The organism is Rhodoferax sp. (assembly GCF_011391645.1).
In the GTDB taxonomy this organism is placed as follows: domain Bacteria; phylum Pseudomonadota; class Gammaproteobacteria; order Burkholderiales; family Burkholderiaceae_C; genus Rhodoferax.
In genome coordinates this window covers 1-20,141 of sequence record NZ_JAABQC010000045.1, presented here as the reverse complement: position 1 = coordinate 20,141, position 20,141 = coordinate 1, and the positions used below count along the sequence as shown (strand labels likewise).

18 protein-coding genes are annotated in these 20,141 nt (G+C 61.5%); 1 reads left to right on the top strand and 17 read right to left on the bottom strand.

Going from position 1 to position 20,141, the window contains the following annotated elements:
- Positions 1–80: 80 nt before the first annotated feature.
- The 17 genes from GPS82_RS07580 to GPS82_RS07500 all read right to left on the bottom strand — a co-directional run bounded on the left by GPS82_RS07580 (position 81) and on the right by GPS82_RS07500 (position 19,568).
- On the bottom strand, positions 81–380 hold the full coding sequence (locus GPS82_RS07580; RefSeq protein WP_296492891.1) for a hypothetical protein: 300 nt from the start codon (positions 378–380) through the stop codon (positions 81–83).
- 41 nt (positions 381–421) lie between these two features.
- The gene (locus tag GPS82_RS07575; protein WP_296492889.1) at positions 422–634 is read right to left on the bottom strand and encodes a hypothetical protein; all 213 of its coding nucleotides are present in this window, start codon (positions 632–634) and stop codon (positions 422–424) included.
- Positions 625–1,008: a hypothetical protein gene (locus GPS82_RS07570; protein ID WP_296492886.1), complete on the bottom strand. Its 384-nt coding sequence runs from the start codon at positions 1,006–1,008 to the stop codon at positions 625–627. Before GPS82_RS07570 ends, GPS82_RS07575 begins: the two co-directional genes overlap by 10 nt.
- A 278-nt stretch (positions 1,009–1,286) precedes the next feature.
- Complete coding sequence (locus GPS82_RS07565; RefSeq protein ID WP_296492885.1) at positions 1,287–2,852, bottom strand: EAL domain-containing response regulator; 1,566 nt, start codon at positions 2,850–2,852, stop codon at positions 1,287–1,289.
- On the bottom strand, positions 2,846–5,530 hold the full coding sequence (locus tag GPS82_RS07560; protein WP_296492883.1) for a CHASE3 domain-containing protein: 2,685 nt from the start codon (positions 5,528–5,530) through the stop codon (positions 2,846–2,848). Before GPS82_RS07560 ends, GPS82_RS07565 begins: the two co-directional genes overlap by 7 nt.
- Positions 5,531–5,696: 166 nt before the next feature.
- A complete protein-coding gene (locus tag GPS82_RS07555; RefSeq protein WP_296492879.1) occupies positions 5,697–8,345 on the bottom strand; it encodes a cation-translocating P-type ATPase in 2,649 nt (882 codons plus the stop codon).
- Positions 8,338–8,667: a chaperone modulator CbpM gene (locus GPS82_RS07550; RefSeq protein ID WP_296492876.1), complete on the bottom strand. Its 330-nt coding sequence runs from the start codon at positions 8,665–8,667 to the stop codon at positions 8,338–8,340. The genes GPS82_RS07555 and GPS82_RS07550 overlap by 8 nt, the downstream gene beginning before the upstream one ends.
- A 10-nt stretch (positions 8,668–8,677) precedes the next feature.
- Positions 8,678–9,568, bottom strand: coding sequence for a DnaJ C-terminal domain-containing protein (locus GPS82_RS07545; RefSeq protein ID WP_296492874.1), 891 nt, complete (start codon positions 9,566–9,568; stop codon positions 8,678–8,680).
- A gap of 57 nt (positions 9,569–9,625) precedes the next feature.
- Positions 9,626–10,699, bottom strand: coding sequence for an AI-2E family transporter (locus GPS82_RS07540; RefSeq protein WP_296492873.1), 1,074 nt, complete (start codon positions 10,697–10,699; stop codon positions 9,626–9,628).
- A 103-nt stretch (positions 10,700–10,802) separates the two neighbouring features.
- A complete protein-coding gene (locus GPS82_RS07535; RefSeq protein WP_296492871.1) occupies positions 10,803–11,084 on the bottom strand; it encodes a hypothetical protein in 282 nt (93 codons plus the stop codon).
- Positions 11,085–11,129: 45 nt separating this feature from the next.
- Positions 11,130–11,294, bottom strand: coding sequence for a DUF1328 domain-containing protein (locus tag GPS82_RS07530; RefSeq protein WP_296492869.1), 165 nt, complete (start codon positions 11,292–11,294; stop codon positions 11,130–11,132).
- Positions 11,295–11,471: 177 nt separating this feature from the next.
- Positions 11,472–13,409 (bottom strand): transglycosylase domain-containing protein, encoded by a 1,938-nt coding sequence (locus GPS82_RS07525; RefSeq protein ID WP_296492893.1) that lies wholly within the window; start codon positions 13,407–13,409, stop codon positions 11,472–11,474.
- Between the two features lie 218 nt (positions 13,410–13,627).
- A complete protein-coding gene (gene glp, locus GPS82_RS07520; RefSeq protein WP_296492866.1) occupies positions 13,628–14,902 on the bottom strand; it encodes a gephyrin-like molybdotransferase Glp in 1,275 nt (424 codons plus the stop codon).
- The gene (gene mobA, locus GPS82_RS07515; protein ID WP_296492863.1) at positions 14,899–15,534 is read right to left on the bottom strand and encodes a molybdenum cofactor guanylyltransferase MobA; all 636 of its coding nucleotides are present in this window, start codon (positions 15,532–15,534) and stop codon (positions 14,899–14,901) included. The genes glp and mobA overlap by 4 nt, the downstream gene beginning before the upstream one ends.
- 1 nt (position 15,535) lies before the next feature.
- Positions 15,536–16,696 (bottom strand): GTP 3',8-cyclase MoaA, encoded by a 1,161-nt coding sequence (gene moaA / locus GPS82_RS07510; protein WP_296492862.1) that lies wholly within the window; start codon positions 16,694–16,696, stop codon positions 15,536–15,538.
- A gap of 123 nt (positions 16,697–16,819) precedes the next feature.
- Positions 16,820–17,443: a carbonic anhydrase gene (locus tag GPS82_RS07505; protein WP_296492860.1), complete on the bottom strand. Its 624-nt coding sequence runs from the start codon at positions 17,441–17,443 to the stop codon at positions 16,820–16,822.
- Between the two features lie 55 nt (positions 17,444–17,498).
- The gene (locus GPS82_RS07500) at positions 17,499–19,568 is read right to left on the bottom strand and encodes a sodium-translocating pyrophosphatase (protein WP_296492858.1); all 2,070 of its coding nucleotides are present in this window, start codon (positions 19,566–19,568) and stop codon (positions 17,499–17,501) included.
- Positions 19,569–19,809: 241 nt separating this feature from the next.
- Between GPS82_RS07500 and GPS82_RS07495 the strand changes: the two genes are divergently transcribed.
- Positions 19,810–20,141 (top strand): inorganic diphosphatase (locus GPS82_RS07495; RefSeq protein WP_296492856.1); only part of this gene is annotated, 332 nt, incomplete at its 3' end.

Sequence of the window (20,141 nt, the reverse complement as noted above, 5' to 3'; positions counted from 1 at the left end):
TTGCTGTGCGTCGCCCCATGGGCAGGCTGCATTGCAGGCTTCAGTATCGACAGGTGGCGGCGCAGTGTCTGTGTGCCAGTTCACATTGAAAGGTTGCGGCCCTGTGGTTGGTCCGCGCTGGCAATATTCTGAGGGCTGAAACGCAGTTTGACCGAACGGGTTTCTGGCAACTCGTACACGATGCCGTTGCTGCTGATAAACGATGGACTGATAACATATTTGAAGAAATCGGCCGACACATTGATGCGGCCGTAAGAAACTCGGTCATCCAGGCGCTCGGCTCGGGGCTCTTTGGCGTTGCTGGTGATGACCGGATGCATGAAGATGGCCGCTTCGTCGTACACCCAAAGCATCTGGCTCCAGTTCAGGTTGCGGTCCAATGAGGCGACAAAGCGACCCGTCGGTGTGGTGCGTTCCTCGGTCAGGTTGGCCGCGAGCTTCTTGTCGACAATGCAGTACTCGCCGGTGTGGCGCCTGGCATCAGGCTTGAGTTGACCCTGACACTGGGCAGATCGGACAACAACAGCAACCGATGCTCGAGCGGTTCTGATGCCACCACATCGCCGTTGTTGATGGCCGACAGCAGGCCGTTGGCCAGCATGTTGGAGACATTGGCCTGATTGTTCAGCGACACCTGGCCATGGCTTGCAGAGCAGTCAGGCTCAGCCTGCTTCCCGCCGCGAAACCCGTGACCGCCAGCAATTGCGCTTCAGGATAGATTTGTGCACCGGTCACCTGAAGGTGGTTGACGGCAATTTTTGCTCTGTCCTGCGGTGTGGCAACCGACTGGCCGGCTGGCTTGACCTCCAGCGCCGGCGCGATTTGCTGCACCAGTCCGCCCGTACCCGTGGGCGTGGCCTCAAAGGCAACCGGGCTCAACGCCCGCATTGCCAGGGGTAGCAACTTGAGTTTGAACATGATGTCTTTCTGTGCCAGCTTGCAGCGCAAACTTTTGAAGAAGGTCATCTTGATGACATGTGTGCCTGAGGTCTTCAGGCTTGGGAACATAACTTTCTTTTATATGTTTTGCGCTGGGTTCGCAAGCACACAGACGGCATGAAGACGCGCCATTACCGTAGAGCTTTGGTTGCTTTTGAGGAATCGCGATGCAAAACGTTGAGATGTGGCGATCTGCCATCAGGCCCGGGCACCCTGGGCGCGTTGCTGCGCCCGAGTTGCCGGTTCTGGATGCCCAACTGGCTCAGGACTTCGCAAGAAACAACCAGTTTGTTGACATGCTCAACGCCTTCCGGCGCAGCGGCGGTCTGGCGCGCGCGCAGGAGGTCTCATGCCGGTTCAAAAGTGAAAATTCGGGCGCTGTCTCGCCGCTGGCGGGCTGGATTGCCAACCGGCAGGTGATCAGTCTGGAGTGGCAGTCGAAAATTTGGATTCCATTGTTCCAATTCAACCCGAGTGGCATGACGCTTCGTGCCGGGCTGAGTGCTGTGCTGGCTGAACTGATAAAGGTTAACGATGACTGGTGCGTTGCCACCTGGTTTTCCCAACCCAATTCCCGACTGGCCGGTGCCACGCCAGCCGATATGCTGGCCGCATCGGCGTCGCAGGTGCTCAATGCCGCGTTTGCCGAGCGCTCTGCAGCGGCGGGGTAGGACAAGTGTGCACAGCGCCAAGTCTGCCGCGGGCCGTATCGGCGCGGGGCGCCGTGTTTCCCATTCAAGCATCCAGGCCGCAAACTTTTCTGCAGGCATGGGGCGTGCGATGAAGTAGCCCTGGGCCACGTCGCAACCCTGTTGCTGCAAAAAGTCCCAATCAGCCCGGTCTTCCACCCCCTCGGCCACTGTCTGCATGCCGAGCTGTCTGGCCAAGCCCAGGCTGGCATCAAACATGGCGCGCTGGGTTTTGTTGGCCCAGGCCCCGTGGACAAAGCTTTGGTCAATCTTGAGCTCGTCAAACGGAATGTTGCGCAGTTGGGTCAGCGACGAGTTGCCGGTTCCAAAGTCGTCAATCGACAGCTTGAAGCGTTTCAGGTGCAGGCGCGTCAGGATTTCAAGCGACACGCGCTGGTCCTGCATCAGGCGGCTTTCGGTGACTTCGAGCATCAGGTTTTCGGGATCCACTCCTGCCTGGGCCGTGAGACTCACCACTTCGTCGAGAAAACTCAGGGACAACAGGTTGTCCATGGATAAATTCACCGCCAGGCGCAACGGCAGGTGCGCAGTCTGCCACAGGCGCGCTTGTGGCAAGGCCGACACCAGCACCATGTGGGTCAGGGCGTCGATCAAGCCATATTCTTCTGCCAGTCCGACAAATTGGTCCGGCATGACCAGGCCATCGGTGGTGTGCAGCCAGCGCACCAGGGTTTCCGCGCCCACCACGTGGCCGGTGACCAGGGAAACCTTGGGCTGGTAGTAATTCACCAGATCGCCGTTGGCAATCGCTGCCCGCAAGTCGGCCTCGCCATACACTTTTCTATCAGCTTTGACGGCTCCGGGGAGATAGGGTATGAGGCGGCTGATCAGGGTCGCCAGGCGTTCTGGCAAAACCGGTTTGCTCAGGTAACCCAGCACCGTAATGTTGTGCGCCTGCACCAGCTTTTCAATGGACTGCAAGACGCGCTCGTCCTCGCCGCTGACCAGAATAAGTGCGCCCGTGTAATGGTGTTCGACCAGGTGACGGACAAATTCGATGCCATCCATCTGCGGCATGTTGATGTCGAGCAGGATCAGGTCTGGCGGCTGCAGCGGCGCATCCAGCAGCGCCAGTGCCGCCTGCCCGTTGTCACACGTTGACACGGCATCAAAGCCCAGGTTGGTGAGCATGCGCGCGAGCAGCTTGAGCATGAAGCGTTCGTCGTCGAGCACCAGAATGTGGGGCTTGCCAGTGTTCAGCATAGATTCTTTCTTAGAAAGTCACTAACCCGTGTCCATTCTTCGTCAAACGGTGGTGTCAATCGTGTCAGCGCGGGCTGGTCGCCCGCTTTTCCGGCCATCTCCAGGCTCGCGCAGAGTTCACCCAGCGCCAGCGCGCCGACCGAGCGGGCGGCTGACTTGAGTTGATGCGCCAGGGCGGCCACTGCCGGCGCATCACCGGCCCTGCATGCGGCGCTGAGCTCTTGGCTGATCTGGCGGGCACTGATATGAAAGTCGTTTAAAAATTCCCGGATGATGGTGGCGTCATCGCCGACCAGGGTCGCCAGCACCCGCACATCGACAGCCAGCGTCTGCTGGTCAAGCAATGCGGCGGGGGTGCTGAAGGGCAACGAGAACACCACGGGTTGCCACTTTTTCAACATGGCCTTGAGTTCTGCCAGTTGCACCGGCTTGCTCAGGTAATCGTCCATGCCGACAGCTTTGCAGCGATCTGCCTCGCCCTTGAGCGCATTGGCGGTGAATGCGATGATGGGAATGCGGGGTCTGCCCAACTCGGCAGCGCGAATGGCCGTCGTCAGCTCATAGCCGTCCATCAGCGGCATGTGCAAGTCTGTGATGAGCAGCGCATAGGCACCGCTTTGCCAGCGTGCCAGGGCCTCCTGACCGTTGTTGGCAATGTCTGCGGCGCGCCCCAGCAGCATGAGCTGCTGCAAAATCACTTTCTGGTTGTACTCGTTGTCTTCTGCCACCAGGATCAGGCTGCCCTGGCGGCGCGCCTGTTCGCGCGTCATGGGTGCAGCCGCCACGCTGGCCTCTGCGGGCAAATTGTCCGGAGTCGGCAGTCGGGCACGCCCCGCAGCAATCGCAACAGCCCCCAGAAACGCCTTGCGGTTCAACAGGTTGACATCAACCACCACCAGGCCAGTCTGATCCATGCGGGGCTTGCGCCGCTGGCCAAACTGAATGCACAGGAAGTGCCAGGCTTTTTCGGGTTGCGACCGGGCTGCGGCGCGCAGGCTCGCCATCAGCGTGTCAGACTGGGTGCTCTCAACCACGATGCACACGCCGCCTGGCTGGTCTTGCATCCAGCTTTGTGCGCTTGCCAGGTCTGACGCCCGCGTTACCAGGGCTTGTTCCGCACGCAGGTAAGCCGCCATGTCATCGGCCAGGCCATCGGTTTCCGCCATCACCAGGCAGGCGAGCCCGGCGACGGGATTTGGGGGCACGCTTGTTGGCGTTGGCTCGGGAGCCAGGGCAAACGACAGGTTAAGGCTGAACACCGAGCCAATGCCCGGTTTGCTTTGCACGTCTATGTCGCCGCCCATCAGCTCGGCCAATTGCGCCGAGATGGCGAGCCCCAGCCCGGTGCCACCAAAATTGCGGGTGGTGGAGGTGTCGGCCTGGGTGAAGGCGCAAAATAATTTGGCGCGCGTGGCTGCGTCCATGCCAATGCCGTTGTCGGACACCTGAAAAGTCAGCATGGCGCGCTCGGTGGTGTGCTCTTTGAGCAAGACGCGCACTGAAATCCGACCTGTTTGTGCTTGTCCGGCCGAAAACTTGATGGCGTTGTTGGTCAGGTTGATCAGAATTTGGCGCAGTCGCCCGGGGTCACCCAACAGGGTCGTGGGAACAAGTGGGTCAACGAACAAGGTCAGCACAACGTGTTTGGCGAGAGCCATTTGCGCCAGATTGTCGCAAGCGCTCTCAACCACATCGCTGACTGACATCGGGATGGCTTCGACATCAAGCTTATTGGCCTCGATCTTGGAAAAATCAAGGATATCGTTGATCACGGCCAGCAGCGCAAAGGCAGAGTCGTGGATGATGTTGGTCATCTCCATCTGCGCGCCGTTGAGGCTGCTCTGCTGCAGCACATCGATCATGCCGATCACGCCGTTCATGGGCGTTCTGATCTCGTGGCTCATGGTGGTCAAAAACTCCGACTTGGCGCGGTCGGCCTTTTCGGCGGCCAGCGTGGCAATTTTGAGTGCTGCGTTTTTTTCTTCAAGCGCCAGATTCAGCTGCCGCTGAATGTCAAGCAAACGACTGGTTTCCGCGTAAACCAGCTCGGCGATTTTTTGCTGGCCTCGCCAGTAAATCATGTAAATAAAATAACAGGCCGATAACAAAACTGCCAGACTGGCCAGCAGGATCAAACTGAACAGGGAGCGCATGCTGGCCAGGAATTCGGCCTCGTTCTGCTTCGTGAATTCTTCCTGCAGGAGAACAAAACGCTTCATCTCGGCGCGGATCGACTCCATCAGGTACTTGCCTTCGCCGCTGGCGACCAAAGCGATGGCTGCTGGCCTGTCGTTCTGGCGCATCAGCTCAATGTTGCGTGCCAGGCCGAGCAGTTTGGCGTCCACCATCGGCTCCATGATGTCCAGGCGTGCTGTGGCTGCGGCAAAGGTGGTTGCTTGGCGCAATTCGGCAAGTTGTCCCTTGATGTTGCCGCGTACTTTTTCATAGAGATCCAAAAAAGACGCGTCTTCGGTTAACAGATAGCCGCGCTGGCCGGTTTCTGCGTCCGTGATGGCAGACAGCAAGTCGTCCGCCTTGTCCAGCACCAGATGGATTGCCTGTCGTTTTTGCGCGGCTTGTCCGGCCTGGCTGATGCTCCAGAATGAGGCGCCGACCAGCAGTGAGACCAGCAGCACAGCGGCGGCCAGCCAAATCATCATTTTCCAGGTGGTTTTCATAGTAGGTTTGTAAGGGTGACAAGCCAGCTTACGCGGTGGGCAAGCGGCGGTCGGTGTGCTTGCACACACAGGTCAGCCTTGCTTGTCAAATATTTGCAAGGCGATGTGCCGCCCGGGTTGAACAACTCGTTGCCAGTTGAGTTGTTGCGCGATCTGACCTTACTCGTCAGGCGTTGCGCCTGCGCCAGGCCTTTTCAACTTCGACGGCGATGCCGACGATGGCCGCGGCGCCCAGGCAAATCGCCAGCTCGCCCAGGCCCAACGGCTGGGTTTTAAAGATCGGGTTGAGCGCCGGCACGTAAATGGTGGCCATTTGCAACAAAAAGGTCAGTGAGACGGCCGCCAACAGGGGCTTGTTGGTGCCCAGGCCAAGTTGCCAGATGGCGTCGCGCTCGGAGCGGATCGCCATCACATGAACCATTTGCGACAGGGTCAGCACGGTGAAAACCATGGTTTGCCAGTGCGCGTGGCCGGTGGCCAGCGCCCAGGCCTGCACCCCCAGGCACAGGCCGGCAATGAGCAGGCCAAACCCCAGAATATGCTGCCACATGCCGTTGGCAAACAGGCTCTCGGTCTGGGCGCGCGGCGGGCGTTGCATGACACCGCGCTCGGCCGGTTCTGCCGCCAGCGCCAGCCCGGGCAGGCCGTCGGTCACCAGATTGATCCACAGGATGTGAATGGGCAGCAGCGGAATCGGCAGAAACAGCAGCGGCGCCAGAAACAGCGTCCAGATCTCGCCCGAGTTGCTGGTCATGGTGTAACGCACAAATTTTCGGATGTTGTCGTAAATGCGCCGGCCCTCGCGCACCGCCGCCACGATGGTTGCAAAGTTGTCGTCCAGCAGCACCATGCTGGCGGCTTCACGCGCCACGTCAGTTCCGCCTTTGCCCATGGCCACGCCAATGTCGGCGCGCTGCAGGGCAGGGGCGTCGTTCACGCCGTCGCCGGTCATGGCGACAATTTCACCCTGGGCCTGAAGCGCTTCCACAATGCGGATTTTTTGCGCCGGGTCAACCCGGGCGTAAACCTGTACTTGCAATACGCGCTGCAACAGGGCTGCATCGTCCAGTGTGGCCAGATCTTCCCCGGTCAGCACCGTCGCCTGTGCGTCGGCCACGATGCCCAGGCGCTGGGCAATGGCGCGTGCGGTGGCGGGGTGGTCGCCCGTGATCATCACCGGCGTAATGCCCGCGCTGATGCAGTCACGCACCGCAGCGGCGGCCTCGGCGCGCGGCGGATCTATCAGCGCGATCAGACCCAGAAATTGCAGCTTTTGCTCAATCTGGTCGGGCTTCGCCACATCTGGCAGCTCAGCGTGGTTGCGCCGTGCCACGGCCAGCACGCGCAAGCCCTGCGCCGCCAGGCGGTCGGCCTGTGCGATCACGGCGGCGGAGTCCAGCGGCTGCGCGCCGTCTGGCGACCATTGCGAATCGCAGCATGCCAGCACCGACTCGGGTGCGCCCTTGGTGTAGCCCACAAAACCCGCCGTATTGCGGTGCAGGGTGGTCATGCGCTTGCGCTCGGAATCAAAGGGCAGCTCTTTCAAGCGGGGCCACTCCAATGCCAGCGCCGCCTTGTCCACCCCGCCGGACTGTGCTGCCAGCACCAATGCGGTTTCGGTCGGGTCGCCCTGCCAGTCTTCATGGGCGCTGGCGCCGTTGTTGCGGTGCGCGTCGTTGCACAGGGCGGCGGCGCGCAGCGCCTCCAGCAGCACCGGCCCCGGCTGGCCGTCGCCGGGCACCCAGGTCTGGTCAGTGGCCCAGGCCAGTTCCGCGTGCATCTTGTTTTGTGTCAGGGTGCCGGTTTTGTCAGAGCAGATGGTGGTGACCGAGCCCAGCGTTTCCACCGAAGGCAAACGTTTGACCAGCGCATGCACCGCCACCATGCGTTTCGCACCCAAAGCCAGCAACACCGACACCACGGCAGGCATGGCCTCGGGAATGGCAGCCACCGCCAGGCTGATGGCGGTCAAGGCCATCAGCAGCGCCTGCTCACCGCGCCAGATGCCCGCCACAAAAATCACAATACAAATGCCAATCACCACCAGGGCCAACCGTTTGCCGAAGGCGGCCAGGCGCCGTTGCAGCGGGGTGCTGCGGTCTTCCTGGTCCAGCAAGCGGGCCACCTTGCCAAGTTCAGTGGCCGTGCCGGTGGCCACCACCAGGCCGCGCGCCCGGCCATGGGTGGCGGTGGTGCCCTTGAACGCCATGTTGAGGCGGTCGCCCAGGGCGCTGTCGGGGGTGTCTGGAAGCGCCGCCGTGTGTTTGGCCACGGTGACAGATTCGCCAGTGAGTGAAGATTCGTCAACCTGCAGTTGCGCGGTGCGGATCAGCCGCAGGTCCGCCGGCACTTTGTTGCCGGCCTCCAGCAACACGATGTCGCCCGGCACCAGCTCGCGCGCGGGCACTTCCCGGGTCTGGCTGCTGCGCACCACGGTGGCCCGGGCGGTCGCCAGTTGTTTCAGCGCCGCCATGGCCTGGTCAGCGCGCCAGCTTTGCACAAAGCCAATCACGGCATTGAGCAGCACGATCACCAGGATGGCGATGGTGTCAATCAGGCTGCCGATGAGGCCTGACACCGCCGCTGCCGCCAGCAGCACCAGCACCATGAAGTCGGTGAATTGGGCTAAAAAAAGCCTCAGCAGGTTGCGTTTTTCCGCGCTGGGCATCTCGTTGGGGCCGTGGATGCCCATGCGGCGATCCACTTCACCGGGCGGCAGGCCCTGGTCGGGGTCGACGGCGTGTTCGTCGGTGAGTTCGCGCGCCTCGCGCTGGTGCCAACTGCCCGGATCAGACGCTGTTGTGATCTCAGGCATTTGGCAAGTGCGCAGGCACCAGGGCTTGCAATGATTGCACCTGACGCTCCAGCAACTCGATTTGAACCAGCTGCCCCAGCAAAATGGCCACGGTGAACAAGTCCAGGTCAAAGTCCACCCGCATTTTGACTGCCGCGCGCAGCGGCACCACCCACTGGGCGCTGAAGGCGCGCTCGGGTGTGCTGGTCAGCGGCACCAGGGCGTTGTAGTCCATCAATTCATCCAGCTCGGCGATGCTCATGCCGCAGCACTCTGCCAGCTCACTCAGGGTGACAGTTCTGCTGGCATCCAGGCTGAAACATTCCATTGGTTTTTGTGACATTCAGACTCTCCTAGAGTGTGACGGCGCGAGGGTTGAAGCGCGATACCTTGGCCAATTCCTGGAACAGTTCGCGCTCGCGCGCTGACGGCGTGCGCGGCACGTCAATGTGCACGATGGCGAACAGATCACTTTGGTCAGCCACCAGGCCGCGGCCGCGCAGGCGCAATTTTTGCCTGGCGCGCGTGCCCGGCGGCACGGTCAGCAGCACGGGCTGGTCCAGCGTAGGCACCTCGACCTCGGTGCCCAGCACGGCTTCCCAAGGCGCCAGTGCCAGGTCGAAGTACAGGTTGTGGTGGTCAGGTCGAAACACCGCGTGCGGCGCGAGTTTGATGTGCAGGTAAATGTCACCGTCAGGTCCGCCGTTGAAACCCTTGCCGCCCTTGCCGCGCAAGCGCAGCTTTTGGTTTTGACTGGCACCGGGCGGGATGGTGACTTGCAGCGTGCGCTCGGCCGCGCCGTCTGCCAGCGTCAAATTGACGGTTGACCCACGCCTGGCATCTTCCAGCGTGATGGTGACTGAGGTTTCAAAGTCCTGCCCCTTGAGCGGCATGGCGTGTTGCGGCCCGGTGCGCTGCCCGCGTCCCATGGCGGCCAGCAAATCGGCCAGGTCAAGGTCTTCAAACGACATGCCACCGGACGCAAAGTCTTGTTGCCATTGCGGTGGCGGCCTGAATTCGGCACCTGGTTTGGGGTGACCAAGCTCATCGTAGGCGGCGCGTTTGGCTTCGTCCTTGAGCGTGGCGTAGGCCTCGCCCAATTCCTTGAAGCGCGCCTCGGCATCCGGGGCCTTGGACATGTCCGGGTGGTGGGTGCGCGCCAGTTTGCGGTAAGCCTTCTTGATGTCATCCTGGCTGGCCGTGCGCGGCACACCCAGGATTTCGTAATAGTCTTTGTATTTCATGGTGTTGCAAGTCTGCGAGCGATCGTGTGGTGCTGCACTGCGATTACTCAAGCAATGTCAAGCTGTGTCGTCAAAAATATGCCAAACCGCAATGAACATGGCTGCAATCATGGGGCCAAGCACAAAGCCGTTGATGCCGAACACAGCCATGCCGCCGATGGTGGTGATCATCACCACATAGTCAGGCATGCGGGTGTCTTTGCCCACCAGAATGGGCCGCAGCAGGTTGTCGACCAGCCCGATCACCAGCACGCCGTAGGCGGTCAACGCCAGCCCCTGCCAGATGGCGCCGGTGATCAGAAAGTAAAGCGCCACAGGGCCCCACACCAGAGCAGCACCAACCGCTGGCAAAAGCGACAAGGCAGCCATTAGCACCGCCCACAGCAAGGCGCCCTTGACCCCCAGCGCCAAAAATGCAAGTCCACCCAGGGCACCCTGGATCAGGGCGACCAGCAGGTTGCCCTTGACGGTGGCGCGCACCACCGTGCCAAACTTGTGCCAAAGCCTTTGCCGGTGCACGGGGGCCAGCGGAATGAGGCGCCCAACGGCGCGCACCGTGGTGTCGCCGTCGCGAATCAAAAAGAAGGCGAGGTACAGCGCAATGAACAGGCTTGTCACAAATTCAAAGGTGTTCTGGCCAATATTGAAAACCTGGGTGGCCGCAAACTGGGAACCCTGCGCCATGGCCGCGGTCAGGCGGCGTTGCAGAGTGGCGAAGTTGACCAGCCCAAAGCGGTCCAGGATGGCGCCAACCCATTCGGGCAGCCGGTTGAAGGCGCGGTTGAAATACAAGGCCGGGTTGATGTCGCCCGACTGCAGGCCCTGGTACAACCAAGCGGCCTCCTGGGCCAGCAGCAACAGCACCAGCGTCAACGGCAAAATGACGACCAGCAGCACGATCGCCATCGTGCACAAGGCGGTCACCGTGTGCCTGCGGCCGAGTCGTGGCAGCAACCAGCGGTGCAAGGGTGTGAACAACAGCGACAGAATCAGGCCCCACATGATGGCCGCATAAAACGGCAGCAGGATGCTGCCAAGGGCCAGCGTGACCGCCGCCAGCAGGATCAGGAGCGCCCAGTCCTCGCGGGACGAAGAAACATTGGCTTCACCGGTTGGACTGGGTAATGGCATACGGGGCGCGAAAAAGTGGAGGGTCGGGCGTGGTCCAGGTTCAACGCCGGACTGGGTCGTGATTATGACTTTGTGGGGCCCTGGAAGGTCAGCGCGGGGTGCTTCAGTGGTGGCTGCGCGAACGGCTGACCAGGCTGACCAGCGCCATCAGCGCCGCCCCGGCGGCAGCTGCGATCAGTATGGATTTGACCGGCTCGTGCTGGATGTAGCGCACCGTGTTGTCCGAGGCATGCTCGGCCTTGACGCGCAATTGATGCGACGTGTCACGCACGCTGCCCATCACACCGTTGGCCAGGGCCTGGCTTGAGCGGGCCACTTGATCAGCGGCGTGTGCGGCCTGGTCCATCAGGGCGCTGGAAATTTCTGCGGGTTTGTTATTGAACATGTTGATTCCTTGTTGTTGAAAAGAGGGGTGAAGAATGGCTTGAGGTCAGTTTTTTTTGATGATGCCAAACAGAAAACTGGCAATGGCCAAAATCAAAAATACAAAGAACAGTGTCTTGGCAATGCTGACGGCGCCTGCGGCGATGCCGCCAAAGCCGAACAGCGCGGCAATCAGGGCTATGACAAAAAATACAACGGCGTAGTGCAGCACGGAAAGCTCCTGGTAATCAGGCCATCAAGCCTGGGAACCCCTAATTTAAGGGAGCACCGCGGGCGGGTCTGTTCGCTGCCGTACACAACCCGGCTCAATGTTTTTATTGGCTGGACAAAGTGCGTGCACTGTCGCGGCTTAGCAAGATGACTCCAGTGGTGCCGATCAGCCAGGGCGTCAGTTCTGAAGCTTCTGCAACTGCTCCATGATGCTGTCCAAAACATCGTTCACCACCTCTTCCACTGGGTCGATCGGTTGCTCTGGCTCGGGCGGTGGCGGCGGGCGTGGGCGTGGAATGTCGAATTCGGCGTCCGGGTCGAGCCAGCGGTTGCGAAACGCCTGCTGAAACACCTCGCCCACCATTGGCAGGGCGCTGCGCGCACCCTGGCCCCACGATCCCATGGTGACACTGTTGTTGTTAAAGCCGACCCGGGCTCCCGCCACCAGTTGGCGGTTCATCATGATGAACCAGCCGTCGGTGTTGTCCTGTGTGGTGCCGGTTTTGCCGGCCACGTCGGCCTGGATGCCGTAGCGGTAGCGAATGGCCGACCCTGTGCCCTCGTCAATCACGCCGCGCATCACGTTCACCAGGGTCAGCGCCTGCGCCCGTGGCATGGCTGGCTCGCGCTCGGTGACCGGCTCAAATTGCTCCAGCACCTTGCCGTCGCGGTCCTCCACGCGCAGCAACAAAAATGGCTGCCGGTAGTCGCCGCCATTGGCGATGGTGCCGTAGGCCGCGACCATCTCGATCAGCGTGACCGGGCTGGTGCCCAGGGCGAGTGAGGGCACCAGATCGAGCTTGCTCTGGCGCACACCCATGGCCTGCGCCAACTGGCCGACGCTCTCAGGCCCCACTTTTTGCATGAGCTGGGCGGTGATGGTGTTTTTGGAATACACCAGCCCGTTGCGCAGGCTGGTCGGCTCGTAGCTGGGGGGGGTGGCATCGGTGGGTGTCCAGACCTCAGTGCCGGGCGACGAGATCGCCACCGGCTGGTCCATGAATGTGTCGGACGGCTTGAACCCCTGCATGAATGCCGCACCATAGACAAACGGCTTGAAGGTTGAGCCGGGCTGACGCCGTGCCTGGCTCACATGGTCAAACTGCTCCTGCGCATAATCGCGGCTGCCCACCCAGGCCCGCACGGCGCCGTTGCGCGGGTCAAGCGCCAGAAAACCAGCCTGGAGCACAGGCCGCTCCTCACCGGTCTTGCGTCGTCCGTCGGCCAGTTGTTGCAGTTGCCCCAGTTGCCGCGTGACGGCTTGGTTGGCCGCCTTCTGCAGTTTGGCATCGATGGTGATGAACACGCGCAGACCGTCGGATTGGATGTCGAAGTCGCGGCGGTCGGCCCACTCGATCAGCCATTTGCGCAGGTGCTGGGTGATGTGCGGCGCCAGCCCCTGTGGCGCCACCTGGCGCTCAAAATCGAGCTTCAATGGCCGTCTGGAGAGTGCTTTGACCCGGGCCGGGTCGAGGCTGCCGTGGATGGCCATTTGCTCCAGCACCAGGTTGCGGCGCTGTTTGGCGCGCTCGGGGTTCTGCACCGGGTTGTAGTAGCTGGTGCCTTTGAGCATGCCGATCAGTGTGGCGCTTTCCAGCACGTCGAGCTGATCGGCTGACTTGTCGAAATAGGTGCGCGCCGCCATCTCGATGCCAAAGGCGTTGTAAAGAAAGGGCACCGTGTTGAGGTAAGTCTCGAGGATTTCGGGCTTGGTGTACACGGCCTCGATCTTGATCGCCGTGATGGCCTCTTTGATCTTGCGCGTGAGGGTGGCGCTGCGGCCGATTTCCTTGGGGTAGAGGTTGCGCGCCAGCTGTTGTGTGATGGTTGAGCCGCCCTGCAAATCGCCCGACAGGGTGCTGAGCATCGCGCCGCCCAGGCGGAGAAAGTCCAGGCCGTGGTGTTGGTAAAAGCGCCGGTCCTCGGTGGCGATCAGCGCGTTCACCACATTGGGTGAAATATTGTCTAGCCTGACCCACTCACGATTGACACGTTTGTACTCGGCCAGCACCGTGCCATCGATTGCCAGCAACTGTGAAGGGGCTTCGGATTTGGCTTTGCGCAGGTCACCAATGCCGGGTGTGAATGGGATCAGCAGCAGCACGTAAAGCAGCATCAAGGCGGGTAGCGTCAAGGCCGACCGCACCGGGTATTGCCGAATGGTGGCCTTGAGGCGCTGAAATTGCGCCGTGAGGAAGGTCTTGATGCGTTGGGTGTCCAGAGTCATGGCGGCGAGTTTAAGGCCCGTAGACGGCGCTCAGGTTTGCCGCTTACACATCCACACAACTTGACTCGCGCTGCCGCAACCGCAACAGAGGTTGTGCGGCCAGTTCTTCAAATGACCCCTTCAAACATCATCACATCGACCTCGTCACCCGCTGCCACATTGCCCTGCCCATGGTGCAGCACGATCAGGCCGTTGGCCTGCACCATGGAGCTGAGCACGCCCGAGCCCTGGTTGCCGGTGGTTTTGACCTGCAGCGGGCCATCTGGCGCGGTGCTGACCATGCCACGCTGAAATTCGGTGCGGCCCGGCTTTTTGCGGATGGCTTCAAGACTCTTTGCTTTGAGCAGCGGCGGCGCGCCGCGCGTGCAACCCATCATCTGAAGAAGGGCAGGGCGCACAAAGGCCAGAAAAGTCACCATCACGGCGACCGGGTTGCCGGGCAGGCCAAACAGGATGGTGGGTTTGGGGTTCAGAATCCGGCCCACGGCCATTGGCCGGCCGGGGCGCATGGCGATCTTCCAGAAGGCCACGTCACCGAGTTGCTTCATCATGGCCTTGGTGTAATCGGCCTCGCCCACGCTCACGCCACCGCTGGTGATGATGGCATCGGCCTGCAGGGCAGCCTGCACAAAGGCGCCCTCGAGCGCCTGGGGCTGGTCAGGCACCACGCCCATGTCGATCACCTGGCAACCGAGCCGGGTCAGCAGGCCAAACACGGTGTAGCGGTTGCTGTCATACACCGCCCCCTCGCGCGGCGGCTCGCCCAGGCTCAGAATTTCGTCGCCGGTCGAGAAATAAGCCACCTTGAGGCGGCGCAGCACGGTCACGCTGCAAAGGCCCAGGCTGGCCAGCAGCCCGAGGGCGGCAGGGCCAAGCAACTCACCTGTGTGCAGCGCCGGCTGGCCTTGCATCAGGTCTTCGCCCAGATGGCGACGGTTGTCGCCGGCTTGCAGAACGTTTGGGGGGATGGTGATCTGGTCGCCTGCCAGTGTGGTCAGCTCCTGTGGCACCACGGTGTCCAGGCCTGCGGGCATGATGGCGCCGGTCATGATCTTGACGCACTCGCCAGGCCGCAGCTGGCCGGCCCAGGCCTTGCCGGCCAGCGCGGTGCCGATCACCTTCAGGCTCAGCGGCGCGTCGGTGGTCAGTTGGGCGCCGTCAAAGGCATAGCCGTCCATGGCCGAATTGTCGTGCGGCGGCACGCTGATGGGGCTGATGACATCCCGCGCCAGAACCCGCCCCAGCGCCTCAAAAATGCCCACCTGTTCCGTCCCGGTCACGGGCTCGACCAGCCGGGCCAAAAAGCTGTTGACCATGTCGGCACTCAGGGCCTGCGGGTCGTAACCGGCGAGTTCGCTGGCGATTTGTTCCAGCGTTTTCATGCCGCTCGGCTTTCGAGTTGCTGCAGCTCGGCCAGGGTGTTGGCGTTGAAAAAGGCTTGCGGGTGATCGCCAGGCGCGTCAAACGCCACCACGGCGGTGGTGTGCAGCGCAGTCCAGGCGTCAATCTTGCGGCCGCCGTCCTGGGTAAAGCGCACCAGGCTCTCCAGCAATTCAGTGCGCAAGAGGCAAAACACCGGCTGGGTGCGCACCTGCATGTGGCCGTCCTTGCCGGCCTCGGGGGCCGCGGCCATGGCGATGTCGGCGTCTTCTGCTTCGAGTGACTGGGCCAAGCGCTGCGCCAGGTCCAGGGGCAGCAGCGGGGTGTCGCAGGGCACGGTAAGCAGATAGGGGGTTTCGCAGCGCTCCAAACCGGTCAGAAAACCAGCCAGAGGTCCGGCGTAGTCGGCCAGCACATCGGGCCATACCGGCACGCCAAAAGACTCGTAAGCGGCCAGGTTGCGGTTCGCGTTGATCATGATCTGGCCGACGCCGCCGCTCATCTGCAGGCGGGTCAGGGTGTGCAGCGCCAGCGGCAAGCCGTTGAAGTTCTGCAGGCCCTTGTCGACCCCGCCCATGCGCGAGCCGCGCCCGCCCGCCAGGATCACGGCGGTAATGTCAGCTGGATGGATCAAATCAACCTCCGATGTAACTCATTTCAACCCGCTTGACAGCAGCGCCAGAATCAAGCGGCATGGCGCTGCGCTGTTCTGAATAGTTGTCATTCCTGGCCTGCCAGATATGACCTATCGCATTTGCCAGGTCAACATCAGACGCACCGCCACGCAGCAGGCTGCGCAAGTCGTAGCCTTTTTCAGCAAACAGGCACAAATACAGTTGCCCTTCGGTGGACAGGCGCGCCCGGTTGCAACTGTGGCAAAAGGCTTGTGTGACGCTGCTGATGACGCCAATTTCGCCCAGCGCGGGGTCATGGCGGCCGTGGGCGTCGGCATAGCCCCAGCGCTGCGCGGTTTCACCGGGCTGCGATGCCTCAAGCGCCACCAGCGGCAGCTCAGACTGGATCAGCTTGACCACTTCAGCGGAGGGCATGACCTCGTTCATGCGCCAGCCGTTGGTGGCGCCCACGTCCATGTACTCGATAAAGCGCAGCACCATGCCGCTGCCCCGAAAGTGCCGCGCCATGGGCAAAATTTCCTGCTCATTGGTGCCGCGCTTGACCACCATGTTGATCTTGATTGGCCCCAGGCCGGCGGCGCGCGCGGCCTCGATGCCCGCCAGCACGTCGGCCACCGGAAAGTCCACGTCGTTCATGGCGCGAAACACCGCGTCGTCGAGCCCGTCCAGGCTCACCGTCACACGCCTGAGTCCCGCATCTTGCAGGGCCTGGGCCTTGCGCACCAGCAGCGAGCCGTTGGTGGTGAGGGTGATATCCAGAGGGGTGCCGTCCAGCGTGCGCAGGGCGGCGAGCTGGGCGACGAGTTGCTCCAGGTTTTTTCGCAGCAGCGGCTCGCCCCCGGTCAGTCTGATTTTTTGCACGCCATGGGCGATGAACTGGCGCGCCAACCGTGTGATCTCCTCAAACGACAGCAAGGCGCTGTGCGGCAGGTACGCGTAGTCCTTGTCAAAAATTTCCTTGGGCATGCAGTAGTTGCACCTGAAGTTGCAGCGATCAGTGACGCTGATGCGCAGGTCGCGCAAGGCCCTGCCGCGGGTGTCTGCCAGCAGTCCATTGGGTTGGATGCGCAAACTCGGGTCGAGCGCGTCAGTGGGCAGGGGCAGCGTCTCAGGACGCAGGTCTTGCAGCGGAATCACGCGGTGGGTATGACGATCGGTCATGAGGGCAATCAATAGGTGTAAAGAAGCTGTGGCGACACTTGAAGACGCCCGTCCCTTATTTTGTCACGCTTGATATACCGCTTTTTCTGGGGGTGTTCTTTTGCGCGCCAGCCTGCAGAGCCGTCAGTCTTCCAGAAACCTCACCTGGCCGGTGTGCAGGCTGTACACCGCGCCGAGCACTTGCACTTCGCCATCAGTCTGGTGCTCTTTCCCGGCGGGTGAAGCGCGCAATATTTGCACCGTGTGGCGCACATTGGCTTCAACAGCTGCCAGCACAAATTGGTCGTGGGGCAGGGTAGGGTCAATGTCATCCAGCGCGGGAAGAATGTTTTTCAGCAGGTCGGCAATGCGCTCCGGATGCGGTTCTTCATGAAATTTTGTGGCGACTGCGGCCTGGATCGCACCGCAGCCCTCGTGACCCATCACCACAAACAGGGGGGTGTGCAAATGGGTGTGGGCGTATTGCAAGCTGCCGGCGATTGTTGGCCCGAGCACGTTGCCGGCCACCCGGATGATAAAAAGCTCGCCCAGCCAGGCATCGAAAACCAGCTCGGGCGGCACCCGGCTGTCGCTGCAACTCAGGATCGTGGCATAGGGTTGCTGCGCCTGCGCGAGTTCCGAGAGGATTTCGCTTTGCAGTGTTGGCGCGTGGGATGTGCCGGCCAAAAATCGCGCATTGCCCGCCTTGAGGCGGTTGAGCGAATGCAGGGCGGTGGTGGATGAGGCTGGATGGTGTTGCGTGGTCATGATGCGTTTCCAAGAAAAAACCCGCCGAAGCGGGTTTCACAAAAGTTGAAGCCGTTTAGCCGCCGTGAATCTTCATCATCACCGGCACGATCAGCAGGGCCACGATGTTGATGATCTTGATCAGCGGATTGATGGCCGGGCCAGCGGTGTCTTTGTAGGGGTCGCCCACGGTGTCGCCGGTGACAGCGGCCTTGTGCGCCTCGGAGCCCTTGCCGCCAAAGTTGCCGTCTTCGATGTATTTTTTGGCATTGTCCCAGGCACCGCCGCCGGTGCACATTGAGATCGCGACAAACAAGCCGGTCACGATGGTGCCCATCAGCAGACCACCCAGGGCGGCCGGGCCGAGGATCAGACCGACCAGGATCGGCACCACCACCGGCAACAGGCTCGGGATCATCATTTCCTTTATGGCCGCCGTGGTCAGCATGTCAACCGCAGTGTCGTATTCGGGCTTGGCCGTGCCCTCCATGATGCCCTTGATGTCGCGGAACTGGCGGCGCACTTCAACCACCACGGCACCGGCAGCGCGACCCACGGCCTCCATCGCCATGGCGCCGAACAAGTAGGGAATCAGGCCGCCGATAAAGAGGCCGATGATGACCATCGGATCGCTCAAATCGAAGGTGATGTGCTTGCCATAAACATCCAGCTTGTGGGTGTAGTCGGCAAACAGCACCAGGGCTGCCAGGCCGGCCGAACCAATGGCATAGCCCTTGGTGACGGCCTTGGTGGTGTTGCCCACCGCGTCCAGCGGGTCAGTGATGTCGCGTACGCTCTTGGGCATCTCGCTCATTTCGGCAATGCCGCCGGCGTTGTCGGTGATGGGGCCGTAGGCGTCCAGCGCCACCACAATACCGGCCATGCTGAGCATGGAGGTGGCGGCAATGGCAATGCCGTACAGGCCGGCCAGCGCAAAAGCAGTGTAAATGGCCACGCAGACAAACATCACCGGCCAGGCGGTGGAACGCATCGACACTCCCAGACCGGCAATGATGTTGGTGCCGTGGCCGGTGGTGGAGGCTTGTGCGATGTGCTTCACTGGGGCGTATTGGGTGCCGGTGTAGTACTCGGTGATCACCACCAGGGCGGCCGTCAAAATCAGGCCAACCGCGCAGGCGCCAAACAGGGCCAGCTGGCTGCCAGACGCCTTGATGGCGTTGTCAGGCATCAGCCACAGTGTGACAAAGTAAAAGGCGATCAGCGACAGCGCACCTGCCACCGCCAGACCCTTGTACAACGCCGGCATCACGTTCCTCATGCCAGGCGAGGCCTTGACGAAGAAGCAGCCAATGATGGACGCGACGATCGACACCGCACCCAGGGCCAGCGGATACACCACCGCGCTCATGCCGGCGCCGGTGACCACCAGAGCGCCGAGCACCATGGTGGCGATCAGCGTGACGGCGTAGGTTTCAAACAGGTCGGCGGCCATGCCGGCGCAGTCGCCCACGTTGTCGCCCACGTTGTCGGCAATCACGGCCGGGTTGCGTGGATCGTCCTCGGGAATGCCTGCTTCAACCTTGCCCACCAGGTCGGCACCGACGTCAGCGCCCTTGGTGAAAATGCCGCCGCCGAGTCGGGCAAAGATCGAGATCAGGGATGAGCCAAAGGCAAAGCCGATCAGCGGGTTGAGCATTTCCGCCAGATTCTTGTCAGGCGTCAGGTTGCCGTTGCCGATCAGAAACCAGAAGAACCCGGTCACGCCCAGCAGGCCCAGGCCGACCACCAGCATGCCGGTGGTGGCGCCGCCGCGGAAAGCCACGTCAAGCGCCGGGCCAATCCCTCTGGTGGCCGCCTGCGCGGTGCGCACGTTGGCCCGCACCGACACGTTCATGCCAATGAAGCCACAGGCGCCCGAGAGCACCGCGCCGATCACGAAGCCGATGGCGCTCAGGCCGTCCAGAAACACCGCAATCAGAATCGTCAGCACAGCGCCGACCACGGCGATGGTTTTGTACTGGCGCGCCAGGTAGGCGGCCGCGCCGGTTTGAATGGCGGCGGCAATTTCTTGCATGCGGGCGTTGCCCGCGTCCTGGGAAAGAATCCAGCTTCGGGCCCAAAAGCCGTAGCCGACGGCGATCAAGCCGCAGATAAGCGCCAAGATCAGCGCTGAGTTGCCTGTCATAAAAGAATCTCCAGTTTGTTGTTTCGCGAGATGGTGCTGCAACGCATTGGGCATCACCGCTGCGTTGCTTCCTCACTGCTTGCGTCTTGATGTACGGCAAGAGTGATTGGCCAACCGGCGCACTGTAACGCCAAAACATCGGCTTTTTCAGAATCCGCAAGTGGCAAGTAAGTAAAATCAGGGTTAATCCCGACTGTTTCTGATTTAACTCAAATTCCAACTTCAACATAAGGCGGCAAGCATGTCTTTAGATAACGTCACCCCCGGAGCAAAGTGTCCAGACCAGTTCAACGTGATCATCGAAATCCCGATGAACGCCGATCCGGTCAAGTACGAAGTCGACCACGAAACCCACGCCATTTTTGTCGATCGGTTCATGAGCACGGCCATGCATTACCCGACCAACTACGGCTATGTGCCGCAAACCATCAGCGGCGACGGCGATCCGGTGGACGTGCTGGTGATCACCCCGGTGCCCCTGATTCCCGGCGTGGTGGTGACTTGCCGCGCCATTGGTATTTTGAAAATGGAAGACGAAGCCGGCATGGACGGCAAGGTGCTGGCGGTGCCGAT

Excerpts from the sequence above, each read along its gene's own strand:
- GPS82_RS07560 (WP_296492883.1), bottom strand. The coding sequence starts at position 5,530 with ATGAAAACCACCTGGAAAATGATGATTTGGCTGGCCGCCGCTGTGCTG.
- glp (WP_296492866.1), bottom strand. The coding sequence starts at position 14,902 with ATGAAAACGCTGGAACAAATCGCCAGCGAACTCGCCGGTTACGACCCG.
- GPS82_RS07555 (WP_296492879.1), bottom strand. The coding sequence starts at position 8,345 with ATGCCTGAGATCACAACAGCGTCTGATCCGGGCAGTTGGCACCAGCGC.
- GPS82_RS07535 (WP_296492871.1), bottom strand. The coding sequence starts at position 11,084 with ATGTTCAATAACAAACCCGCAGAAATTTCCAGCGCCCTGATGGACCAG.
- GPS82_RS07570 (WP_296492886.1), bottom strand. The coding sequence starts at position 1,008 with ATGTTCCCAAGCCTGAAGACCTCAGGCACACATGTCATCAAGATGACC.
- GPS82_RS07525 (WP_296492893.1), bottom strand. The coding sequence starts at position 13,409 with ATGCTGCTTTACGTGCTGCTGCTGATCCCATTCACACCCGGCATTGGT.
- GPS82_RS07540 (WP_296492873.1), bottom strand. The coding sequence starts at position 10,699 with ATGCCATTACCCAGTCCAACCGGTGAAGCCAATGTTTCTTCGTCCCGC.
- GPS82_RS07500 (WP_296492858.1), bottom strand. The coding sequence starts at position 19,568 with ATGACAGGCAACTCAGCGCTGATCTTGGCGCTTATCTGCGGCTTGATC.
- moaA (WP_296492862.1), bottom strand. The coding sequence starts at position 16,696 with ATGACCGATCGTCATACCCACCGCGTGATTCCGCTGCAAGACCTGCGT.
- GPS82_RS07545 (WP_296492874.1), bottom strand. The coding sequence starts at position 9,568 with ATGAAATACAAAGACTATTACGAAATCCTGGGTGTGCCGCGCACGGCC.
- GPS82_RS07505 (WP_296492860.1), bottom strand. The coding sequence starts at position 17,443 with ATGACCACGCAACACCATCCAGCCTCATCCACCACCGCCCTGCATTCG.
- GPS82_RS07550 (WP_296492876.1), bottom strand. The coding sequence starts at position 8,667 with ATGTCACAAAAACCAATGGAATGTTTCAGCCTGGATGCCAGCAGAACT.
- GPS82_RS07565 (WP_296492885.1), bottom strand. The coding sequence starts at position 2,852 with ATGCTGAACACTGGCAAGCCCCACATTCTGGTGCTCGACGACGAACGC.